The 15,462-nt window shown below is 74.0% G+C and carries 12 protein-coding genes; 3 read left to right on the top strand and 9 right to left on the bottom strand.

Annotated features, from left to right (window positions below; translation table 11 throughout):
- Positions 1-408 precede the first annotated feature (408 nt).
- Entirely contained in the window at positions 409-864 is a 456-nt protein-coding gene (locus tag ACF061_RS03810) for an NUDIX hydrolase (RefSeq protein ID WP_392265160.1), read from the top strand.
- 88 nt (positions 865-952) lie between these two features.
- Here ACF061_RS03810 and ACF061_RS03805 read toward each other — a convergent pair whose 3' ends face one another.
- Together ACF061_RS03805 and pepN are read right to left on the bottom strand one after the other, a co-directional pair.
- The gene (locus ACF061_RS03805; protein ID WP_392265159.1) at positions 953-2,002 is read right to left on the bottom strand and encodes a hypothetical protein; all 1,050 of its coding nucleotides are present in this window, start codon (positions 2,000-2,002) and stop codon (positions 953-955) included.
- A gap of 271 nt (positions 2,003-2,273) precedes the next feature.
- A complete protein-coding gene (gene pepN / locus ACF061_RS03800; protein ID WP_392265158.1) occupies positions 2,274-4,847 on the bottom strand; it encodes an aminopeptidase N in 2,574 nt (857 codons plus the stop codon).
- A gap of 140 nt (positions 4,848-4,987) precedes the next feature.
- Here pepN and ACF061_RS03795 point away from each other — a divergent pair, with 140 nt between their 5' ends.
- On the top strand, positions 4,988-5,659 hold the full coding sequence (locus ACF061_RS03795; protein WP_392265157.1) for a DsbA family protein: 672 nt from the start codon (positions 4,988-4,990) through the stop codon (positions 5,657-5,659).
- Between the two features lie 285 nt (positions 5,660-5,944).
- Here the strand turns inward: ACF061_RS03795 and ACF061_RS03790 are convergent, their stop codons facing one another.
- The 7 genes from ACF061_RS03790 to ACF061_RS03760 all read right to left on the bottom strand — a co-directional run bounded on the left by ACF061_RS03790 (position 5,945) and on the right by ACF061_RS03760 (position 14,164).
- Positions 5,945-7,354 carry an amino acid permease gene (locus ACF061_RS03790; protein WP_392265156.1) on the bottom strand — a complete coding sequence of 470 codons (1,410 nt, stop codon included), beginning with the start codon at positions 7,352-7,354 and terminating at the stop codon, positions 5,945-5,947.
- Positions 7,355-7,473: 119 nt separating this feature from the next.
- Positions 7,474-8,376 carry a TauD/TfdA dioxygenase family protein gene (locus ACF061_RS03785; protein WP_392265155.1) on the bottom strand — a complete coding sequence of 301 codons (903 nt, stop codon included), beginning with the start codon at positions 8,374-8,376 and terminating at the stop codon, positions 7,474-7,476.
- Positions 8,377-8,397: 21 nt separating this feature from the next.
- On the bottom strand, positions 8,398-9,741 hold the full coding sequence (locus tag ACF061_RS03780) for an LLM class flavin-dependent oxidoreductase (RefSeq protein ID WP_392265154.1): 1,344 nt from the start codon (positions 9,739-9,741) through the stop codon (positions 8,398-8,400).
- On the bottom strand, positions 9,738-10,472 hold the full coding sequence (locus ACF061_RS03775; protein ID WP_392265153.1) for an ABC transporter ATP-binding protein: 735 nt from the start codon (positions 10,470-10,472) through the stop codon (positions 9,738-9,740). The genes ACF061_RS03780 and ACF061_RS03775 overlap by 4 nt, the downstream gene beginning before the upstream one ends.
- Positions 10,448-11,395 carry an ABC transporter permease gene (locus ACF061_RS03770; protein ID WP_392265152.1) on the bottom strand — a complete coding sequence of 316 codons (948 nt, stop codon included), beginning with the start codon at positions 11,393-11,395 and terminating at the stop codon, positions 10,448-10,450. The genes ACF061_RS03775 and ACF061_RS03770 overlap by 25 nt, the downstream gene beginning before the upstream one ends.
- A gap of 5 nt (positions 11,396-11,400) precedes the next feature.
- Positions 11,401-12,468 carry an ABC transporter substrate-binding protein gene (locus tag ACF061_RS03765; RefSeq protein WP_392265151.1) on the bottom strand — a complete coding sequence of 356 codons (1,068 nt, stop codon included), beginning with the start codon at positions 12,466-12,468 and terminating at the stop codon, positions 11,401-11,403.
- A gap of 487 nt (positions 12,469-12,955) precedes the next feature.
- A complete protein-coding gene (locus ACF061_RS03760; RefSeq protein ID WP_392265150.1) occupies positions 12,956-14,164 on the bottom strand; it encodes an ROK family protein in 1,209 nt (402 codons plus the stop codon).
- 662 nt (positions 14,165-14,826) lie between these two features.
- Here ACF061_RS03760 and ACF061_RS03755 point away from each other — a divergent pair.
- Positions 14,827-15,408, top strand: coding sequence for a biotin transporter BioY (locus tag ACF061_RS03755; protein WP_392265149.1), 582 nt, complete (start codon positions 14,827-14,829; stop codon positions 15,406-15,408).
- The last annotated feature ends 54 nt before the right edge of the window (positions 15,409-15,462 follow it).

The following is a 15,462-nucleotide window of genomic DNA, read 5'->3' as shown; positions in this document are numbered from 1 at the left end:
GCGCGCGGTGGCGGGCCGCCTTCGCACGGTTGCCGCAGGTGGCCCGGCGCCTACCGCCACGCGAGGCGCCGTGGAGGCGGCGGAAGCACGGCTCGTGGACGCGGGAGCGGATCCGGCCGGGGACGGCGGCGACCGGTCCGGGGCGGTCCCGGGCGGCGAGCCGGAGGAGTCGGAGGAGTACGGGGAGCCGGACGAGCCGGGGAAGCCAGGGGAGTCAGGGAAGTCCGGGCGAGCCAGGGGGAGCCGGGCGCGGCCGAAGGGGCGCCAGGGCCCCGCGCCCCGGGGGGCGGGGGAGCGCCGGGCGCGCTCCACGGCCGGTAGGCGGCCCGGACGCCGGACGCGGCGCCGCTGCGCCGGGCTCCGCCCGAACATTCGGCGGCCGGCCGCGTGCTGCCGTAACGTCTCCTCATGCGTGAGGAGTTGCGGGTGGCGGCCTACGCCGTGTGTGTGCGGGACGGACGGATGCTGCTGGCGCGCTGGGTCGCGCGGGACGGCGCGCGCCGGTGGACGTTGCCCGGCGGCGGCATGGAGCACGGCGAGGACCCCTACGACACCGTCGTCCGCGAGGCGGAGGAGGAGACCGGCTACACCGTCGAGCCGGTGGCCCTGCTCGGCCTCGACTCCATCCGGCGCAGCTATCCGCGTCCCCTCGGCTCGCACGCCGACTTCCACGGCCTGCGCATCGTCTACGAGGGCCGGGTCACCGGCGGCGAGCTGCGCAACGAGACGAACGGCTCGACCGACATGGCGGCCTGGCACCCGCTGGAGGCGGTGCCGGAGCTCCAGCGGGTCGGGCTGGTCGACGTGGGGCTGCGGCTGTGGCGCGAGCGCCCGGAGGCCGGCCGGGTGGTGGGGGAGGCGTAGCGGCCGGGGCCGGCCCGTGGGCGAGCGGCCTCGGCGGACGTCCTCGCGACACCCCTCCCGGCGCCCTGGGCTCCTCCGCGGCGCCCCACTACCGGGGCAGCACCACGACGTACACGGCCGGATCGCGGTCGGCGGCCGCCATCAGCGCGGTGCGCACCACCGTCGCCTGCTGCGCCGGCGCGTCGCGGAGCTTCCTGGGGGTGACGTGGACGACCGTGATGCCCAGCCGCTCCAGGAGTTCGCGCTTGCGGGCGTACTCCGACCACAGCGCGTCGTCGTTCTGGCGGGGCGCGCGGGTGTCCAGCTCCAGCGCGACCGCCTCCTGGGGCCAGTACGCGTCCAGGCCGCCCAGGTGAGGGCCGCCCGGCAGCCGCAGGTCCACGTTCCACACCGGGTCGGGCAGGCCGTGTTCCTCGACCATCCGGTACAGCCGGCCCTCGGCGATCGCCCGGCCCTCGGCCAGCAGCGAGTCCACCGCGTCCACCACGTGCGGCCGGTTCAGCAGCCGCGCCGCGGACAGTTCCCGGACCACCGCGGCCGGTTCGCAGTGGCCGCCGCGCACCGCCTCGGTCAGCAGCCGCTGCACCTCGACCGGATCGGTCAGGTCGGCGACCGCGTCCGCCAGGGCGCGCGGCACCGGCGCCACCGGCAGGCCCGTGACCGCCTCGGGCACCGGCAGCTCGGCCGTCCGCCTGATCCGGGCGCAGCCCGCCGAACGCAGCCGGCGCAGCCGGGGCACCAGGACGTCGATCTTCTCCAGCGCCGGCAGCGCGGGCGCGGCGGCGAAGCCGTGCAGGGTGAGTGCGGCCAGCCCGGTGATCATCACCTCCGCGGGCACCGGCCGGTGCGGCTGCTGGGCGGTCGGCTGCGCCGGCACCGCCTGCGCCGTCCGGGGCACCGGTCCGCGCGCGGCGTACATGAGCACCGCGCGCAGCCGCTCCTCGCTGGTCGGCGGGCCCGGGTGGAGGAGGAACACGCCCGGCAGGAACTGCTGCCAGGGCCCGCCGGCACGGCACTGCTCGTTCGTCTCGGCCGCCGACACGCCGTGGGCGCGGAGCTGAGCGGTGGTCAGGACCCGGCGGTGCGGCTCGGCCAGGTGGCTCAGGGGGCGGGGGGAGAGCGGAGTGTTGTGGTTCATGCCGGGAAATTTCCCGCACTCGGGCCACGTGCTAACCGCTGTTACACGTCCGTCGACAAAGCAGGACAAGGCAGCACTAAAGGACGAGTGTTCGGATGCCGAAAACCCCTGGTCCGTGCCGGTCGGACCAGGGGTTACGCGGCATCTTGTAACAGTCACAGCACGCTTGAGCCTTGGCCAAAGCCGAGGCTCGCCGGCCGGCCGGCCGTACCGGGCCGGCCGTCGCCGCGGAGGCCGCCGTTCCCCGTGGGGCACGGCGGCCGGAGCCGGCTCAGGCGCGCGCGTCGCACTCCTGGCCGCGCAGCGCCCGCGCCAGGTCGTCCCGCGCCTCCAGCACCAGTCGGCGCAGCGCGGGCGCTGCCTGCTCGTGCGCGGCGAGCCAGGCGTCGGTCGCCGCCAGCGTCTTGGGCGAGTCCTGCAACGAGGGGAACAGCCCCTCGACCACGTCCATCCCGATCTGGATCGACCGCTCGTCCCACACCCGCTCGATCGCCGCGAAGTACTTCTGCGCGAACGGCGCGAGCAGCTCCCGCTGCGAGGGCCGGCCGAAGCCCGCGATCACCGCTCCCACCAGCGCGTTGGACAGCGTGTCCGACTCCACCACCTGCTCCCAGGCCCGCGCCTTCACCGCGGCCGACGGACGCGCGGCCAGACAGCGCACCTGGTGGCGCTCGCCGGAGGCGGTGGCGTCCCGGGCGAGTTCGTCGGCGAGCACCTTCTCGTCCGCCACCCCGTGCGTCGCCAGCGGCTCCAGGAACGCCCAGCGCAGCTCCTGGTCGACGTCCAGTCCGGTGAGCTCCTCCGTGCCGTCCAGCAGGCCGCGCAGCAGCTCCAGATCGGCCGGTGCCGAGGCCACGGTGGCGAAGAACCGCGCCCATGCGAGCTGGTGCTCGCTGCCCGGCCCGGCCTGCCGCAGCTCGGCCAGCGCGCCCTCGGCCAGTGCCCGCTCGCCCGTCCGGCGCCACTCGGGCGCCGCGTAGTGCACCAGCGCCGAGGCCGCCCACGCGTGCAGCATCTGCAGCACGCCGATGTCGGACTCACGGCCCGCGAACCGCAGCACCAGGTCCACGAACTCGCGCGCCGGCAGCAGCGCGTCCCGGGTCAGGTTCCACAGCGCCGACCAGCACAGGGCGCGGGCCAGCGGGTCGGTCAGCGCGCCCAGGTGCTCGCGCAGCGTGGCCAGCGAGGTCGCGTCGAAGCGGATCTTGCAGAAGGTGAGGTCGTCGTCGTTGACCAGCACCAGCTCCGGGGCGTCCTGGCCGGCCAGCCCGGACACCACCGTGCGGGCGCCGTCCACGTCCACCTCGGCGCGCGCGTAGCGTTCGAGCGCACCCACCTGCGAGCGCCGGTACAGGCCCACCGCCACCCGGTGCGGGCGCAGCTCGGGATGCGACTCCGCGGCCTCCTGCACCACCGCGAGCTCCTCGATCCGGCCCTCGGCGTCCAGCAGCACCTGCGGGGTCAGCGAGTTGACGCCGGCCGTCTGCAGCCAGGCCCGGGACCACGCGCTCATGTCCCGGCCGCTGGTCTCCTCCAGCACCGTCAGCAGATCGCCCAGGCGGGTGTTGCCGTACGCGTGCCGCTTGAAGTAGCGGCGCGCGCCCTCCATGAACGCCTCCTGGCCGACGTACGCCACCAACTGCTTGAGCACCGAGGCGCCCTTGGTGTAGGTGATGCCGTCGAAGTTCAGCTTGGCGTCCTGGAGGTCGCGGATGTCCGCGGTGATCGGATGGGTCGAGGGGAGCTGGTCCGCACGGTACGCCCACGCCTTGCGGCGGTTGGCGAAGGTGACCCAGCCGTCGGTGAAGCGGGTCGCGCCGACCAGCGCCGAGGCGCCCATGAAGTCGGCGAAGGACTCCTTAAGCCACAGGTCGTCCCACCACTCCATGGTGACCAGGTCGCCGAACCACATGTGCGCCATCTCGTGCAGGATGGTGTTGGCGCGCCTCTCGTACGAGGCCCGGGTGACCTTCCCGCGGTAGATGTACTCCTCCCGCAGGGTCACCAGGCCCGGGTTCTCCATCGCGCCCAGGTTGTACTCCGGCACGAACGCCTGGTCGTACTTGCCGAACGGGTACGGATAGTCGAAGTGGTCGTGGAAGAAGTCCAGGCCCTGCTTGGTGACCAGGAAGACGTCGTCGGCGTCGAAGTGCTTCGCCAGTCCCTTGCGGCACAGCGCGCCCAGCGGGATCTCCAGCCGCGTCCCGTCCTCGAACACCCGCTCGTAGGTGTCCGTCACCCAGTGGTACGGCCCCGCCACGACACAGGTGATGTACGTCGAGATCGGCTTCGTCTCCGCGAACCGCCACACCCCGTCGTGCAGCTCGCCCGCGCCGTTGCTCCACACCGTCCAGTCCTGCGGCGCCCGCACCTCGAAGCGGAACGGGGCCTTGAGGTCGGGCTGCTCGAAGGTGGCGAAGACCCGGCGGGAGTCGGCCGGCTCGTACTGCGTGTAGAGGTAGACCTCGCCGTCCTCGGGGTCGACGAAGCGGTGCAGGCCCTCACCGGTGCGCGAGTAGGCGCACCGGGCGTCGACGACCAGTTCGTTGTCGGCGGCCAGGTCCTCCAGGAGGATCCGGGAGCCGTCGAACACCTCGCCGGGGTCGAGGTCCTTGCCGTTGAGCGAGACGGCCGTGACGGCGGGCGCGACCAGGTCGGCGAAGCTCGCCGCGCCGGGTTCGCTGCACCGGAAGCGGATGGTGGTGACGGAGCGGAAGGTGCGCGGCTCGTCCCCCGCTTCCCCGCCGACCGCCGAGCGCACGTCGAGGGACACCTCGTATCCGTCGACGGACAGCAGGGCGGCCCGCTCCCGGGCCTCGTCGCGGGACAGATTCTCACCGGGCACGGACGGCACTCCCTCGTGTCGTGTCTGTTCAGAATGCGGACAGCACCGATCCTGCCATGCGCCCCTGACGGGCGGCAGCCGGGAATGCCGCGGGGGACGGTCGGCGTTGGATGTTCGACGACCCGACACCGAGGAGAGCCATGTCCGAGAACGCCTCCGCCGTCCCCGCCGCCGGCAGGACCCCCGTCGACTTCTGGTTCGACCCGCTGTGCCCGTGGGCCTGGATGACCTCCCGGTGGGTGCTGGAGGTGGAGAAGGTGCGGGACATCGAGGTCCACTGGCACGTGATGAGCCTGGCGGTGCTCAACGAGCCCAAGCTGGACGAGCTGCCCGAGGAGTACCGGGAGATGCTCACCACCAAGGCGTGGGGGCCTATCCGGGTGGTGACCGCGGCCTGGCAGAAGCACGGCGCGGACGTCCTCGGCCCGCTCTACACCGCGCTCGGCACCCGCTTCCACAACCAGGGCGAGGGCCCCACCCGGGAGGCTGTTGTCGCCGCGCTCGACGAGGTGGGGCTGCCCGCCGACCTCATCGACTACGCCGACCAGGAGGACTTCGAGTTCGACGCCGAACTGCGCGCCTCCCACAAGGAGGGCATCGAGAAGGTCGGCCAGGACGTCGGCACCCCGGTCATCGCGCTCCCCGGCCCCGACGGCGAGCAGATCGCCTTCTTCGGCCCGGTCGTCACCCCCGCCCCCAAGGGCGAGCAGGCGGCCCGCCTGTGGGACGGCACGGTCGCGGTCGCCTCGGTCCCCGGCTTCTACGAGATCAAGCGCACCCGCACGGCGGGCCCGGACTTCAGCAACCTGTGAGCCCCGCCGCGGCGGCGGCCTGACAGGACCCGCCGGGTCGCCGCCGCCCGGAACCCGGTCCGCCGACGGGCCCCCGCGAGGCACGTCCTCGCGCGGGCCCGTTCCCGTTCGCCCGCCCGCGTGAAGGGCGGGAGGACGATCACGGGCCAGGACGCCCCGGGACGCGCCGTCGGGGCGCGAGCGGCGGGACGTCCGCGCGGGACCCCGCCGCCGCGCCCGGCCGCGCCGGGCGCGAGGAAGGCCCCCACGGGCCGCGGGCGCCCTGGGGGAGCCGGGCGCCGTACGTCAGCGCGCGGCCCGCGTCCGCTGCCAGGCGTAGCCGGCCGCCGCCAGGAACAGCGTCATCCCGCCCGTCGAGTACAGCTGGACCCGTGTGCCGGGCTCCCGGGCCATCAGCACGAAGACCGCCGCCATGCCGGCCAGGGCGACCCAGGTGAGCCACGGGAACGCCCACATCCGGACCACCAGCTTGCCCGGCGCCTCCCGCTCCAGCCTGCGCCGCAGCCGCAGCTGCGAGACGGCGATGAAGACCCAGACGACCAGGATCACCGCGCCGATCATGTTCAGCAGCCACGGGAAGACGTCGTCGGGCCGCCAGTAGCTGAGCAGCACGCAGCCGAACCCGAAGAGGCTCGACACCAGGACGGCGACCCGGGGCACGCCGCCGGAGACCTTCGCCAGCGCCCGCGGCCCCTGACCGCGCTCGACCAGCGAGTAGGCGATCCGCGAGGAGCCGTAGATGTTGGCGTTCATCGCGCTCAGCAGCGCGACCAGCACCACCACCTTCATCAGCTGCGCGGCGGCCGGGATGCCGAGGTGGTCCAGGGCGGCCACGTACGGGCCCTTCGCCACGACCTCCGGGGAGTTCCAGGGGATCAGGGTCACCACGATCGCCATCGAGCCGACGTAGAACAGCGCGATGCGCCACATCGCGGTGCGCACCGCGCTCGCGACGCCCCGCACCGGGTCCTCCGACTCCGCCGCCGCGATGGTGACCGTCTCCAGGCCGCCGTAGGCGAAGACCGAGGCGAGCAGGCCGACGATCAGGCCCTGCCCGCCGTGCGGGAGGAAGTCGGTGAGGTTCGAGGCGCCGGGGGAGTCGGTGCCGGGCAGGACCCCGGCGACCGCCAGCACGCCCAGCACCAGGAACAGCGTGATCGCGCCGACCTTCAGGGCCGCGAACCAGAACTCGAACTCGCCGAAGTTCTTCACCGCGGCCAGGTTCGCGCCGCAGAACACCACCATGAACAGCGCCACCCACGCCCACTGGGGCGTGCCCGGCAGCCAGCCGGTGACGATGTCCGCCGCGCCGATGCCCTCCATGCCGACCGCCGTGCACAGCAGCACCCAGAACGACCAGCCCGCCGTGAAACCGGCCCACGGGCCGAACGCCCGCTCGGCGTGCGCGGAGAACGACCCCGAGGACGGGTACGCGGCCGACATCTCGCCCAGCATCCGCATCACCAGCATCACGAGGACGCCGGACAGGGCGTAGGCGACGACGATCGAGGGGCCGGCGGCGGCGATGCCCGCGCCGGACCCGACGAAGAGCCCGGCGCCGATCACCCCGCCCAGGGCGATCATCGACAGGTGCCGCTGCTTGAGGCCGTGGGAGAGGGGGACGCCGTCCGTCCCCGGCGGCGCCGCGTCGGCGGAGCCGGTGCTGCTGGAGCTGGTGCTGGTGCTGCTTGGCATGGGCGCGCTCGTCCGGTGGGGGGTGGGGGGAAAGTGCCCACAGTGTGGGCAGCCTGTCCGCTCAGGGGGACAGGCTGCCCATTATCCGGACGCGCCCGGTGCGCAGGGTGAGCCGGCGGCTACGCGGCGAGCGCCGTGGCGACCGTGGTGTAGTGCGAGGCGTCCCCCTCGATGGAGTAGCTCTCCTTGCCCTCCACGCCGACCGGGACGTCACCGGCGACGGTCACCCGGTTCAGGCGGCGGGGCCGGCCGTCGTAGTTGTCGATGGCGTAGTGCTGGGTGATGCGGTTGTCGAACAGGACGAGCTGGTTCTCCGACCACCGCCAGCGCAGCACGTTCTCCGGGCGGGTGACGTACGCCTGCAGCAGGTCCAGGATCTTGCGGGACTCCGGCGCCGACAGGCCCACGACGCGCTGCGCGAACCCGCCGATGAACAGCCCGCGCTCGCCGGTCAGCGGGTGGACGCGGACGACCGGGTGGGCGGTGCGGTACTTGATCGAGGTGAACTGGGCGCGCTGGGCCGCCCGCTCCTCGTCGATCGACTCGTCCGGCACCGCGTAGTCGTAGTCGTTGGTGTGCTCCGCCCACAGCGTGTCGGCCAGGCGCCGCAGCGGCTCGGGCAGGTCGCGGTAGGCGGCGGCGGCGTCGGCGATCAGGGTCTCCCCGCCGTACGGCGGGACCGTGATGCTGCGCAGGGTGCTGGCCTGCGGCGGGTTCAGCACGAAGGTGACGTCGGTGTGCCAGTGGTTGGCCCGGCCCCGCTCGCTGTCCACGGGCAGCACGTTCGGGGCGCCCTCGACGGCCGGCACGGTCGGGTGGGCGGTGGTGAGGTCGCCGAAGTGGCGGGCGAAGGCCTCCTGGCCGGCGTCGTCGAGGCGCACGTCGTCGAAGACGAGCGCCTTGTGGACGTTCAGGGCCTCCCGGACGGCGGCGACCGTCTCGGCGGACAGCGGCCGGGACGGGTCGACGCCGGACACCTGGGCGCCGATGTTCGCGGTGACCTTGCGGATCTCGATGGACATGCGGGGTTCCCTCCGTGGGTTTCAGACGGTGGCGAGCGCCGGGGTGACGTACTGGTTGGCGGGGCGGGGCAGGCCGTAGCGCTGCCGCAGGGTCTGCCGGGGGCCGTAACCGGTGCGGAGCAGGCCGCGGGCGCGCAGGATCGGGACGACGTGCTCGACGAAGGCCTCCAGACCGGAGGGCAGCACCGCGGGCATGATGTTGAAACCGTCGGCCGCGCCCTGCGTGAACCACGTCTCGACGGCGTCCGCGACCTGCTCGGGCGTCCCGGCGAAGGTGAGGTGCCCGCGCCCGCCGCCGAGCCGGCCGATCAGCCGCCGCACGGTGAGCCGTTCGCGCCGGGCCAGCTCCACGACGAGCGTGTAGCGGCTCTTGGCGCCCTCGATGGCCGACTCGGGCGGCAGGTCGGCGGGCAGCTCGCGCTCCAGATCGAGGGTGCCGGGCGCCAGGCGCAGCAGGCTCTCCAGCCGGGCCCGCCCGTGCTCGGGCACGATGTGGTCCTCCAGGACCCGCTCCCGCTCGCGCGCCTCGGCCTCGGTCGAGCCGATGACCGGGACGATCCCGGGCAGCACCTTGACGTGCTCGGGATTCCTGCCCGCCCGCTCGGTACGGGACTTCAGGTCCGCGTAGAAGAACTGGGCGTCGGCGAGCGTCTGCTGCGCGGTGAACACCGCCTCCGCGTACCGGGCCGCGAACGCCTTCCCGTCCGCCGAGGAGCCGGCCTGCACCAGCAGCGGGTGGCCCTGGGGCGTGCGCGGCACGTTGAGCGCGCCCGCCACGCTGAAGTACGTCCCCTCGTGCCGCGCCGGATGGATCTTGGCGTCGTCGCCCCACACACCGGCCGCCTTGTCGGCGACGACGGTGTCGTCCTCCCAGCTGTCCCACAGCTTCCGGGCGACCTCCACGAACTCGGCGGCCCGCGCGTACCGCTCGGCGTGCGCGGGCTCGGCGGCCAGCCCGAAGTTGCGGGCGGCCTCCGCGCCGGCGGTGGTGACGATGTTCCAGCCGGCCCGGCCGCCGCTGATGATGTCCAGCGAGGCGAACTTGCGGGCCAGGTTGTAGGGGGAGTTGTAGGAGGTGGAGGCGGTCGCGATCAGGCCGATGTGCTCGGTCGCGGTCGCCAGGGCGGTGAGCAGCGTCAGCGGCTCCAGGGCGCCGGCCGGACGCTGGGCGACGGTGTTCCACAGCAGCGGGCCGTCGGCCAGGAACAGCGAGTCGAAGGCGCCCCGCTCGGCGATCCGGGCGAGCCGGACGTAGTGGGCCAGGTCGACGTGGGCGTGCGGGTCGCTCTCCGGCAGCCGCCACGACGCCTCGTGGTGGCCGGTGTTCATCAGGAACGCGTTGAGGTGCAACTGGCGGTCGGTCATGCGGGGTCCTCCGTGACGCCCAGCGCGGCGAGCAGCCGCTCCCGGTATTCGCCGAGCAGCGGGTCGCGGTAGGAGCGCGGGTGCGGGCGGTCGATGGTCAGGTCGAGGCCGATACGGCCGTGTTCGAGGACGAGGACCCGGTCGGCGAGCACGATCGCCTCGTCCACGTCGTGCGTGACGAGCAGCACCGACGGCCGGTGCCGCTTCCACAGCTCGCGCAGCAGGCCGTGCATGCGCAGCCGGGTGAGCGCGTCCAGCGCGCCGAACGGCTCGTCGGCCAGCAGCAGCTCGGGCTCGCGCACCAGGGAGCGGGCGAGCGCGGCGCGCTGCGCCTCGCCGCCGGACAGCTCGCTGGGCCAGGCCCGTTCCCGGCCGCCCAGTCCCACCTCGGCGAGGGCGGCCCGGCCGCGTTCGGCGGCGTCCTTGCCGGACGTGCCGAGCAGGACGTTGTCCAGCACCCGGCGCCAGGGCAGCAGCCGGGAGTCCTGGAAGACCACGGAGACCCGCTCCGGTGCGTCGAGTTCACCGCCGCCGTCGACCCGGTGGTCCAGTCCCGCGATGGCCCGCAGCAGGGTGCTCTTGCCGGACCCGCTGTGCCCGAGCAGGGCGGTGAACTCGCCGGCCGGGAGGTCGAGGTCGATGCCGTCGAGGACGGTGCGGCCCTCGAACGACCGGGTCAGGCCGCGCAGCCGTACGGCCGGCCGGGTCAGCTGCTCAGTGTGCGGCGCCATGACAGCACCCTCCGTTCGACGAGACGGACCACGGTGTCGGAGACCAGGCCGAAGACCCCGTAGACCAGCAGGCCGACGAGGATCACGTCCGTCTGGCCGTAGTTCTGCGCCTGGAACATCAGGTAGCCCAGGCCGCTGGTGGCGTTGATCTGCTCCAGCACCACCAGGCCCAGCCAGGACCCGGTCACGCCCAGCCGGAGGCCGACGAAGAAGCCGGGCAGCGCGCCGGGGACGACGATCCGGCGGACGAACTCCCACCGCGACAGCCCCTGGACCTCGGCCAGCTCCACGAACCGGGTGTCGATGCCGGACAGCGCGGCGTGGGTGTTCAGGTAGATCGGGACGTAGACGACGATCGCGATGATGGCGACCTTGAAGGTCTCGCCGATGCCCAGCCAGAGGATGAACAGCGGGATCAGACCGAGGGTGGGGATCGCCCGGTTGAGGTTCACGGTCCCGTCGATCAGCGCCTCGCCCGTCCGGCTGAGCCCCGAGGCGAGCGCCAGCAGCACCCCGCCGCTCAGGCCGATGGCGAAACCGTACGCGGCCCGCCGCAGCGAGGTCGCCACGTCGGTGGGCAGCGTGCCGTCGGTCCACAGGCGCCAGGCGGTGCGCAGCACGGTCCAGGGCGCCGGGATCGCGCCGGGGTCGAGCTGCCCGGCGGCGGAGGCGCCGGCCCACAGGGCGAGGACGAGCAGGGGGCCGGCCAGCCGGGCGGCGGGCAGGCGCCTGCCGGGGGAGAGGCCGCGGCGGGACCGGCGGGTGCGGCGCGCCGCGCCGGCGGCGGGGGACGCGGCGACGCCGGCGGGGGACGCGGCGGCGGTGGCCGCGGGGGAAGCGGCGGACGGGGCCTGCGCGGACGCGGCGGTGGCCGCAGGGGGCGCGGGGGTCGTCGGGGTGGCCGGGGTGGTCGAGGCCGTCATGGGGTTCACCTCCGGTACTCGGCGGGCACGGCCTTCGCCGCGATGGACTCGAAGCGGCGGTCGAAGAGGGAGCCGACCTCGAACTTCTTGACGAATCCACCCTCGGCGAGCAGGTCGGCGGTCTCCTGCTCCCACCGGATCGCCTCGTCCCAGCTCGGCGGGAACAGCGGCTTGTTGGCGAGCCCGGTCACGGCCTCGGCCTGGGCCAGGGTCAGGTTCTGCGTCTTGACGTAGAACTCCCGGTTCCAGACGTCCGGGTGCTCCCACTGCCACACCTGGCCCCTGGCCCACTGCGGGATGTACGCGGCGACGGCCGCGGCCTTCGCCCGGTCGGCGAGCACGGACGCCGGCGCCCACAGCAGGTTGAGCAGGTCGACGACGTCGGTGGGGATGGTGTGCGCGCCCTTCGCCCCGTACTGCCTCAGATACGCCGGCGCCTGGCTGTTGGCGAGCGGGGCCACGTCCACCTGGCCGGACTGCAGGGCGGTGAGGAACTGGTTGCTGGTCAGCGGGACCAGCTTCACGTCGTCGTACCCCAGCCCGGCCTCCTTCAGCGCGCGCAGCAGGACGACGCCCTGCGCCTGCCCCTGAGAGAAGGCGAGCCGGCCGCCCTTGAAGTCCCGCACGGTGCGGATGCCGCTGCCCGGCCTGGTGGCGAACAGGTAGTTGGGTCTGCGGGTGAGGCCGATCGCGACGATCCTCGCGTCGTACCCCTGGTAGTGGGCCTGGATCGGCGGTATCCCCGCGTTGGTGGCGACGTCCAGGGAATGGGCGCGGAAGGCGTTGATGACGTCCGGGCCGGCGCCGATGTTCAGCCAGTGCGACACGGTGAACGGCAGCTCGGGCAGTTTCCCCAGCCGGAACTGGAGTTGCTGGGCGTTCTGGTACGAGGCGATCCTCAGGCTGGTACCCGGTGGCACCTTCGCCGCGAGCGGTGCGGACAGGTCGGCGGAGGACGTGGCGGCGGCGCCCGAACCGGCGCAGCCGCTCAGTCCGGCCGTCGCGGCGGCGACGCCCAGCATCGAGGAGAGGAACAGACGCCGGTCCAGGCCGGACACGGGTGCGGAAGGCATGGGAGAACTCCGGGGTTCACTGGCGGAGGGACGCGTGCGGAATTCCGGGCGGCCGAATACGGACGGCGAAGTCCGTGAAGTGGCAGGGGAATTCACGCTGGAGGAGACCGGTGCGCGAGCACACGGGGGAGAACCGGAGGGAAAGGCGCTCCGGGACGCTTCAACGGGTCAGCAACAAAGAGTGCGACAGCTCGTGAGCGGGTTCATGCGATGAATGCTCCCGGTCCCGCGCAACCCCTGTCAACATTCGGAGTTTCCGAATTAATTAACTTCACGTGACACCGCCGCCGCGGGACGGGGCGGCCGTGACACGGCGCCGACAAGACGCGGCGTCCTCGGGGCGCGGGGCGGTCGGGGCGCGGCGTCCTCGGGGCGTGGGGCGGTCGGGGCGCGGCGTCCTCGGGGCGTGCGATGTGGTCGTCAGGGCCCGACGTCCTCGGGGCGCGGGGCGGTCGGGGCTTGGGGCGGCGGTCGCGGCAGGACGCCGTCACGGCAGGGCGCGGCCGGGGGACGGCAGGGTCAGCGGGTCCCGGTAGAGCACGTCCAGCGCCACCGAGCCGCCGGCCACCGCCAGTACGGAATCCTGGAAGCCGCTCGGCACCACGTCGGCCACCCGGTGGGCGCCGGCCGCGTCCCGCAACGCCGTCAGACAGTCCTCCCGGTGCATGACGCCGACCTCGGTGACGACCACCGTCTCCGGGTTGAGCACGTCCAGCAGCAGCCCCGCCGCCCGCCCGGTCATACGCGACCGTCCCACCAGCAGCCGTACGGCCACCGGGTCACCGGCCGCCGCAGCGGCGACCACGTGCATCGGGTTCACCCCGTCGATCACTCCGGCCGCGCGGGCCCGCCTGCACAGCGTCCGCTCGCTCAACTCGGCCTGGAGACAGCCCAGCCGCCCGCACTCGCAGGGCTCCGTGCCGCCGGGCACCGGCAGATGGGCGATCGAGCCGGCCTGGGAGCGCGGCCCGTGGTGGACCTCGTCGTTCGTGGCGAAGGCCGCGTCGACCACGTTGCCGACGAACAGGTGCAGCACGCTGCGGCTGCCCCGCGCCCGCCCGAACAGCCGCTCCGCGTTGACCAGCGCCCGCGCGTGCCCGTCGACGTGCACCGGCAGCCCGGTGCGGGCGCCGATCACCTCGCGCACCGGCACGTCCCGCCAGCCCAGCAGCGGATGTTCGACGACGGTCCCGCGGTCCCGGTCCACCCAGCCGCCGGCGGCGAAGCCGACACCGAGGGGCGTGCCGCCCGGCGTCCGGGCCAGCAGCGCGTCGAGCCCCTCGGCGGCGCGGGCGAGCACCCGCGCCGGCTCGGTGCCGGCGTGCTCGAGCCGCCGTTCGGCCACCACCCGGCCGCGCAGATCGAGCAACGCGACCGTGGTGTACGGCACCGCCACGTGCACCCCGCCGACCAGGAACCGCGAGTCGTCCAGGTCGACGGGCACGTGCGGCCGCCCCACCCCCTTCGCCCGGCGGGGCGGGGCGGCTTCGCGGATCAGCCCGAGCCGGGCGAGCCGGGCGCAGTGGTCCGTCACGGAGGCCGGGGACAGCCCGGTCAGCCGGGCGATGGTGCTGCGCGCCACCGGCCCGTGCGCCAGCACCGAGCGCAGCACGACGCTGGCGCTGGTCCGGCGGCGATCGGGGTCGGCGACCCGGGGGACGGGGGACGTCGGGATCGGTGCCGCGGTACGGGGCATGGGCTCTCCCAGGAGGAACGGGTCCGGCACTGCGCCTGCTCGTGCGTGGAGGACGCGCCGGAGCCCGCCCTCATCCCGAGCGGCGACAGGTGGCCGCGCCCTGGCGTCGCAGGTCGACATAGCGACGCGACGAGAAGTACCGGGCCTGGGCAACCATGCGTTCGAAGCTAGCAAATGGGCCCACCGCTGCCCAGACGGCGACCGACGGGCGAGACGGTGGCGGACGGGGGCCGGGGCGGGGCGGTGACGGGCAGTCGGTGCGGTGACGGACAGCGGGGGCGGTGATGGACAGCGGGGGCGGTGATGGACAGGGAGGCCGCCGAGGGCCGGGCGGCGGAAGACCACGGCCGGGCCGCCGGGGCGTCGAACATGCGGGCGGCGACACGCGGGTAGGACGGTGAACACGCGGGCGGGACGACACCGGTGAAGGGCGGCCGCCGGTCGATTGGCAGGACCCTACAGAGGTCGACCGGACCGACGGGTCGGCGAAACCACCCCACCTCAGTGACCGGCATCACGCCGTGCCGTGTGTAACCCGCTTCCTTTGTCAGGAGCCCACCAAGTCGCCGTCGGGGCCTTTGTCGGGCGCGGACGGTGATCGGCCCGAGCGCGCTGGGATAGCGTCACGGTGTTCCCCACTGCCCTCACCCCGCGGAGTCCCCATGAGCACCGCCGCCCCCGCCGCCCGGACCGGTCAGGTCCTCGCCGACCTGCTGCCCGCCTCCCGTGTGCGGGACGCCGCTCTCGTGCTCGGCGGCGCCGCGCTCACCGGGCTCGCCGCCCAGATCGCCGTCCCCGTGCCGGGCTCCCCGGTGCCGGTGACCGGACAGACCTTCGCCGCGCTGCTCGTCGGCACCTCGCTCGGCGCCGGCCGCGGCCTGATCGCCCTCGCGCTGTACGCGGTCGCGGGCGTCGCGGGGGTGCCGTGGTTCGCGGACGGCGGCTCCGGCGCGGGCGCCCCCTCCTTCGGCTACGTCCTCGGCATGCTGCTGGCCGCCACCGTCGTGGGCGCGCTCGCCCGCCGCGGCGCCGACCGCGGCGCCTGGCGCACGGCGGCCACCATGGTCCTGGGCGAGGCGGTCATCTACGCTGTCGGCGTGCCCTACCTGGCCCTGTCCACCGGGATGTCCATGTCCGCCGCCGTCGCGGCCGGCCTCACCCCGTTCCTGATCGGCGACGCCCTGAAGGCCGTCCTGGCGATGGGCGCGCTGCCGACCGCCTGGAAGCTGGCAGGCAAGCGCTGAGCACCGCGCCGCCGCGCGGCACGACGCGGGGGAGGGAGCCCTTCAAGGGCTCCC

It is taken from the genome of Streptomyces sp. NPDC015220 (genome assembly GCF_043079345.1).
Taxonomy (GTDB): Bacteria; Actinomycetota; Actinomycetes; order Streptomycetales; family Streptomycetaceae; genus Streptomyces.
Note: the sequence above shows the minus strand (reverse complement) of the source record. Positions and strands in the feature narration are given on the sequence as shown.

Excerpts from the sequence above, each read along its gene's own strand:
- ACF061_RS03775 (WP_392265153.1), bottom strand. The coding sequence starts at position 10,472 with ATGGCGCCGCACACTGAGCAGCTGACCCGGCCGGCCGTACGGCTGCGC.
- ACF061_RS03760 (WP_392265150.1), bottom strand. The coding sequence starts at position 14,164 with ATGCCCCGTACCGCGGCACCGATCCCGACGTCCCCCGTCCCCCGGGTC.
- ACF061_RS03780 (WP_392265154.1), bottom strand. The coding sequence starts at position 9,741 with ATGACCGACCGCCAGTTGCACCTCAACGCGTTCCTGATGAACACCGGC.
- ACF061_RS03785 (WP_392265155.1), bottom strand. The coding sequence starts at position 8,376 with ATGTCCATCGAGATCCGCAAGGTCACCGCGAACATCGGCGCCCAGGTG.
- ACF061_RS03805 (WP_392265159.1), bottom strand. The coding sequence starts at position 2,002 with ATGAACCACAACACTCCGCTCTCCCCCCGCCCCCTGAGCCACCTGGCC.
- ACF061_RS03795 (WP_392265157.1), top strand. The coding sequence starts at position 4,988 with ATGTCCGAGAACGCCTCCGCCGTCCCCGCCGCCGGCAGGACCCCCGTC.
- ACF061_RS03770 (WP_392265152.1), bottom strand. The coding sequence starts at position 11,395 with ATGACGGCCTCGACCACCCCGGCCACCCCGACGACCCCCGCGCCCCCT.
- ACF061_RS03810 (WP_392265160.1), top strand. The coding sequence starts at position 409 with ATGCGTGAGGAGTTGCGGGTGGCGGCCTACGCCGTGTGTGTGCGGGAC.
- ACF061_RS03765 (WP_392265151.1), bottom strand. The coding sequence starts at position 12,468 with ATGCCTTCCGCACCCGTGTCCGGCCTGGACCGGCGTCTGTTCCTCTCC.
- ACF061_RS03790 (WP_392265156.1), bottom strand. The coding sequence starts at position 7,354 with ATGCCAAGCAGCACCAGCACCAGCTCCAGCAGCACCGGCTCCGCCGAC.
- ACF061_RS03755 (WP_392265149.1), top strand. The coding sequence starts at position 14,827 with ATGAGCACCGCCGCCCCCGCCGCCCGGACCGGTCAGGTCCTCGCCGAC.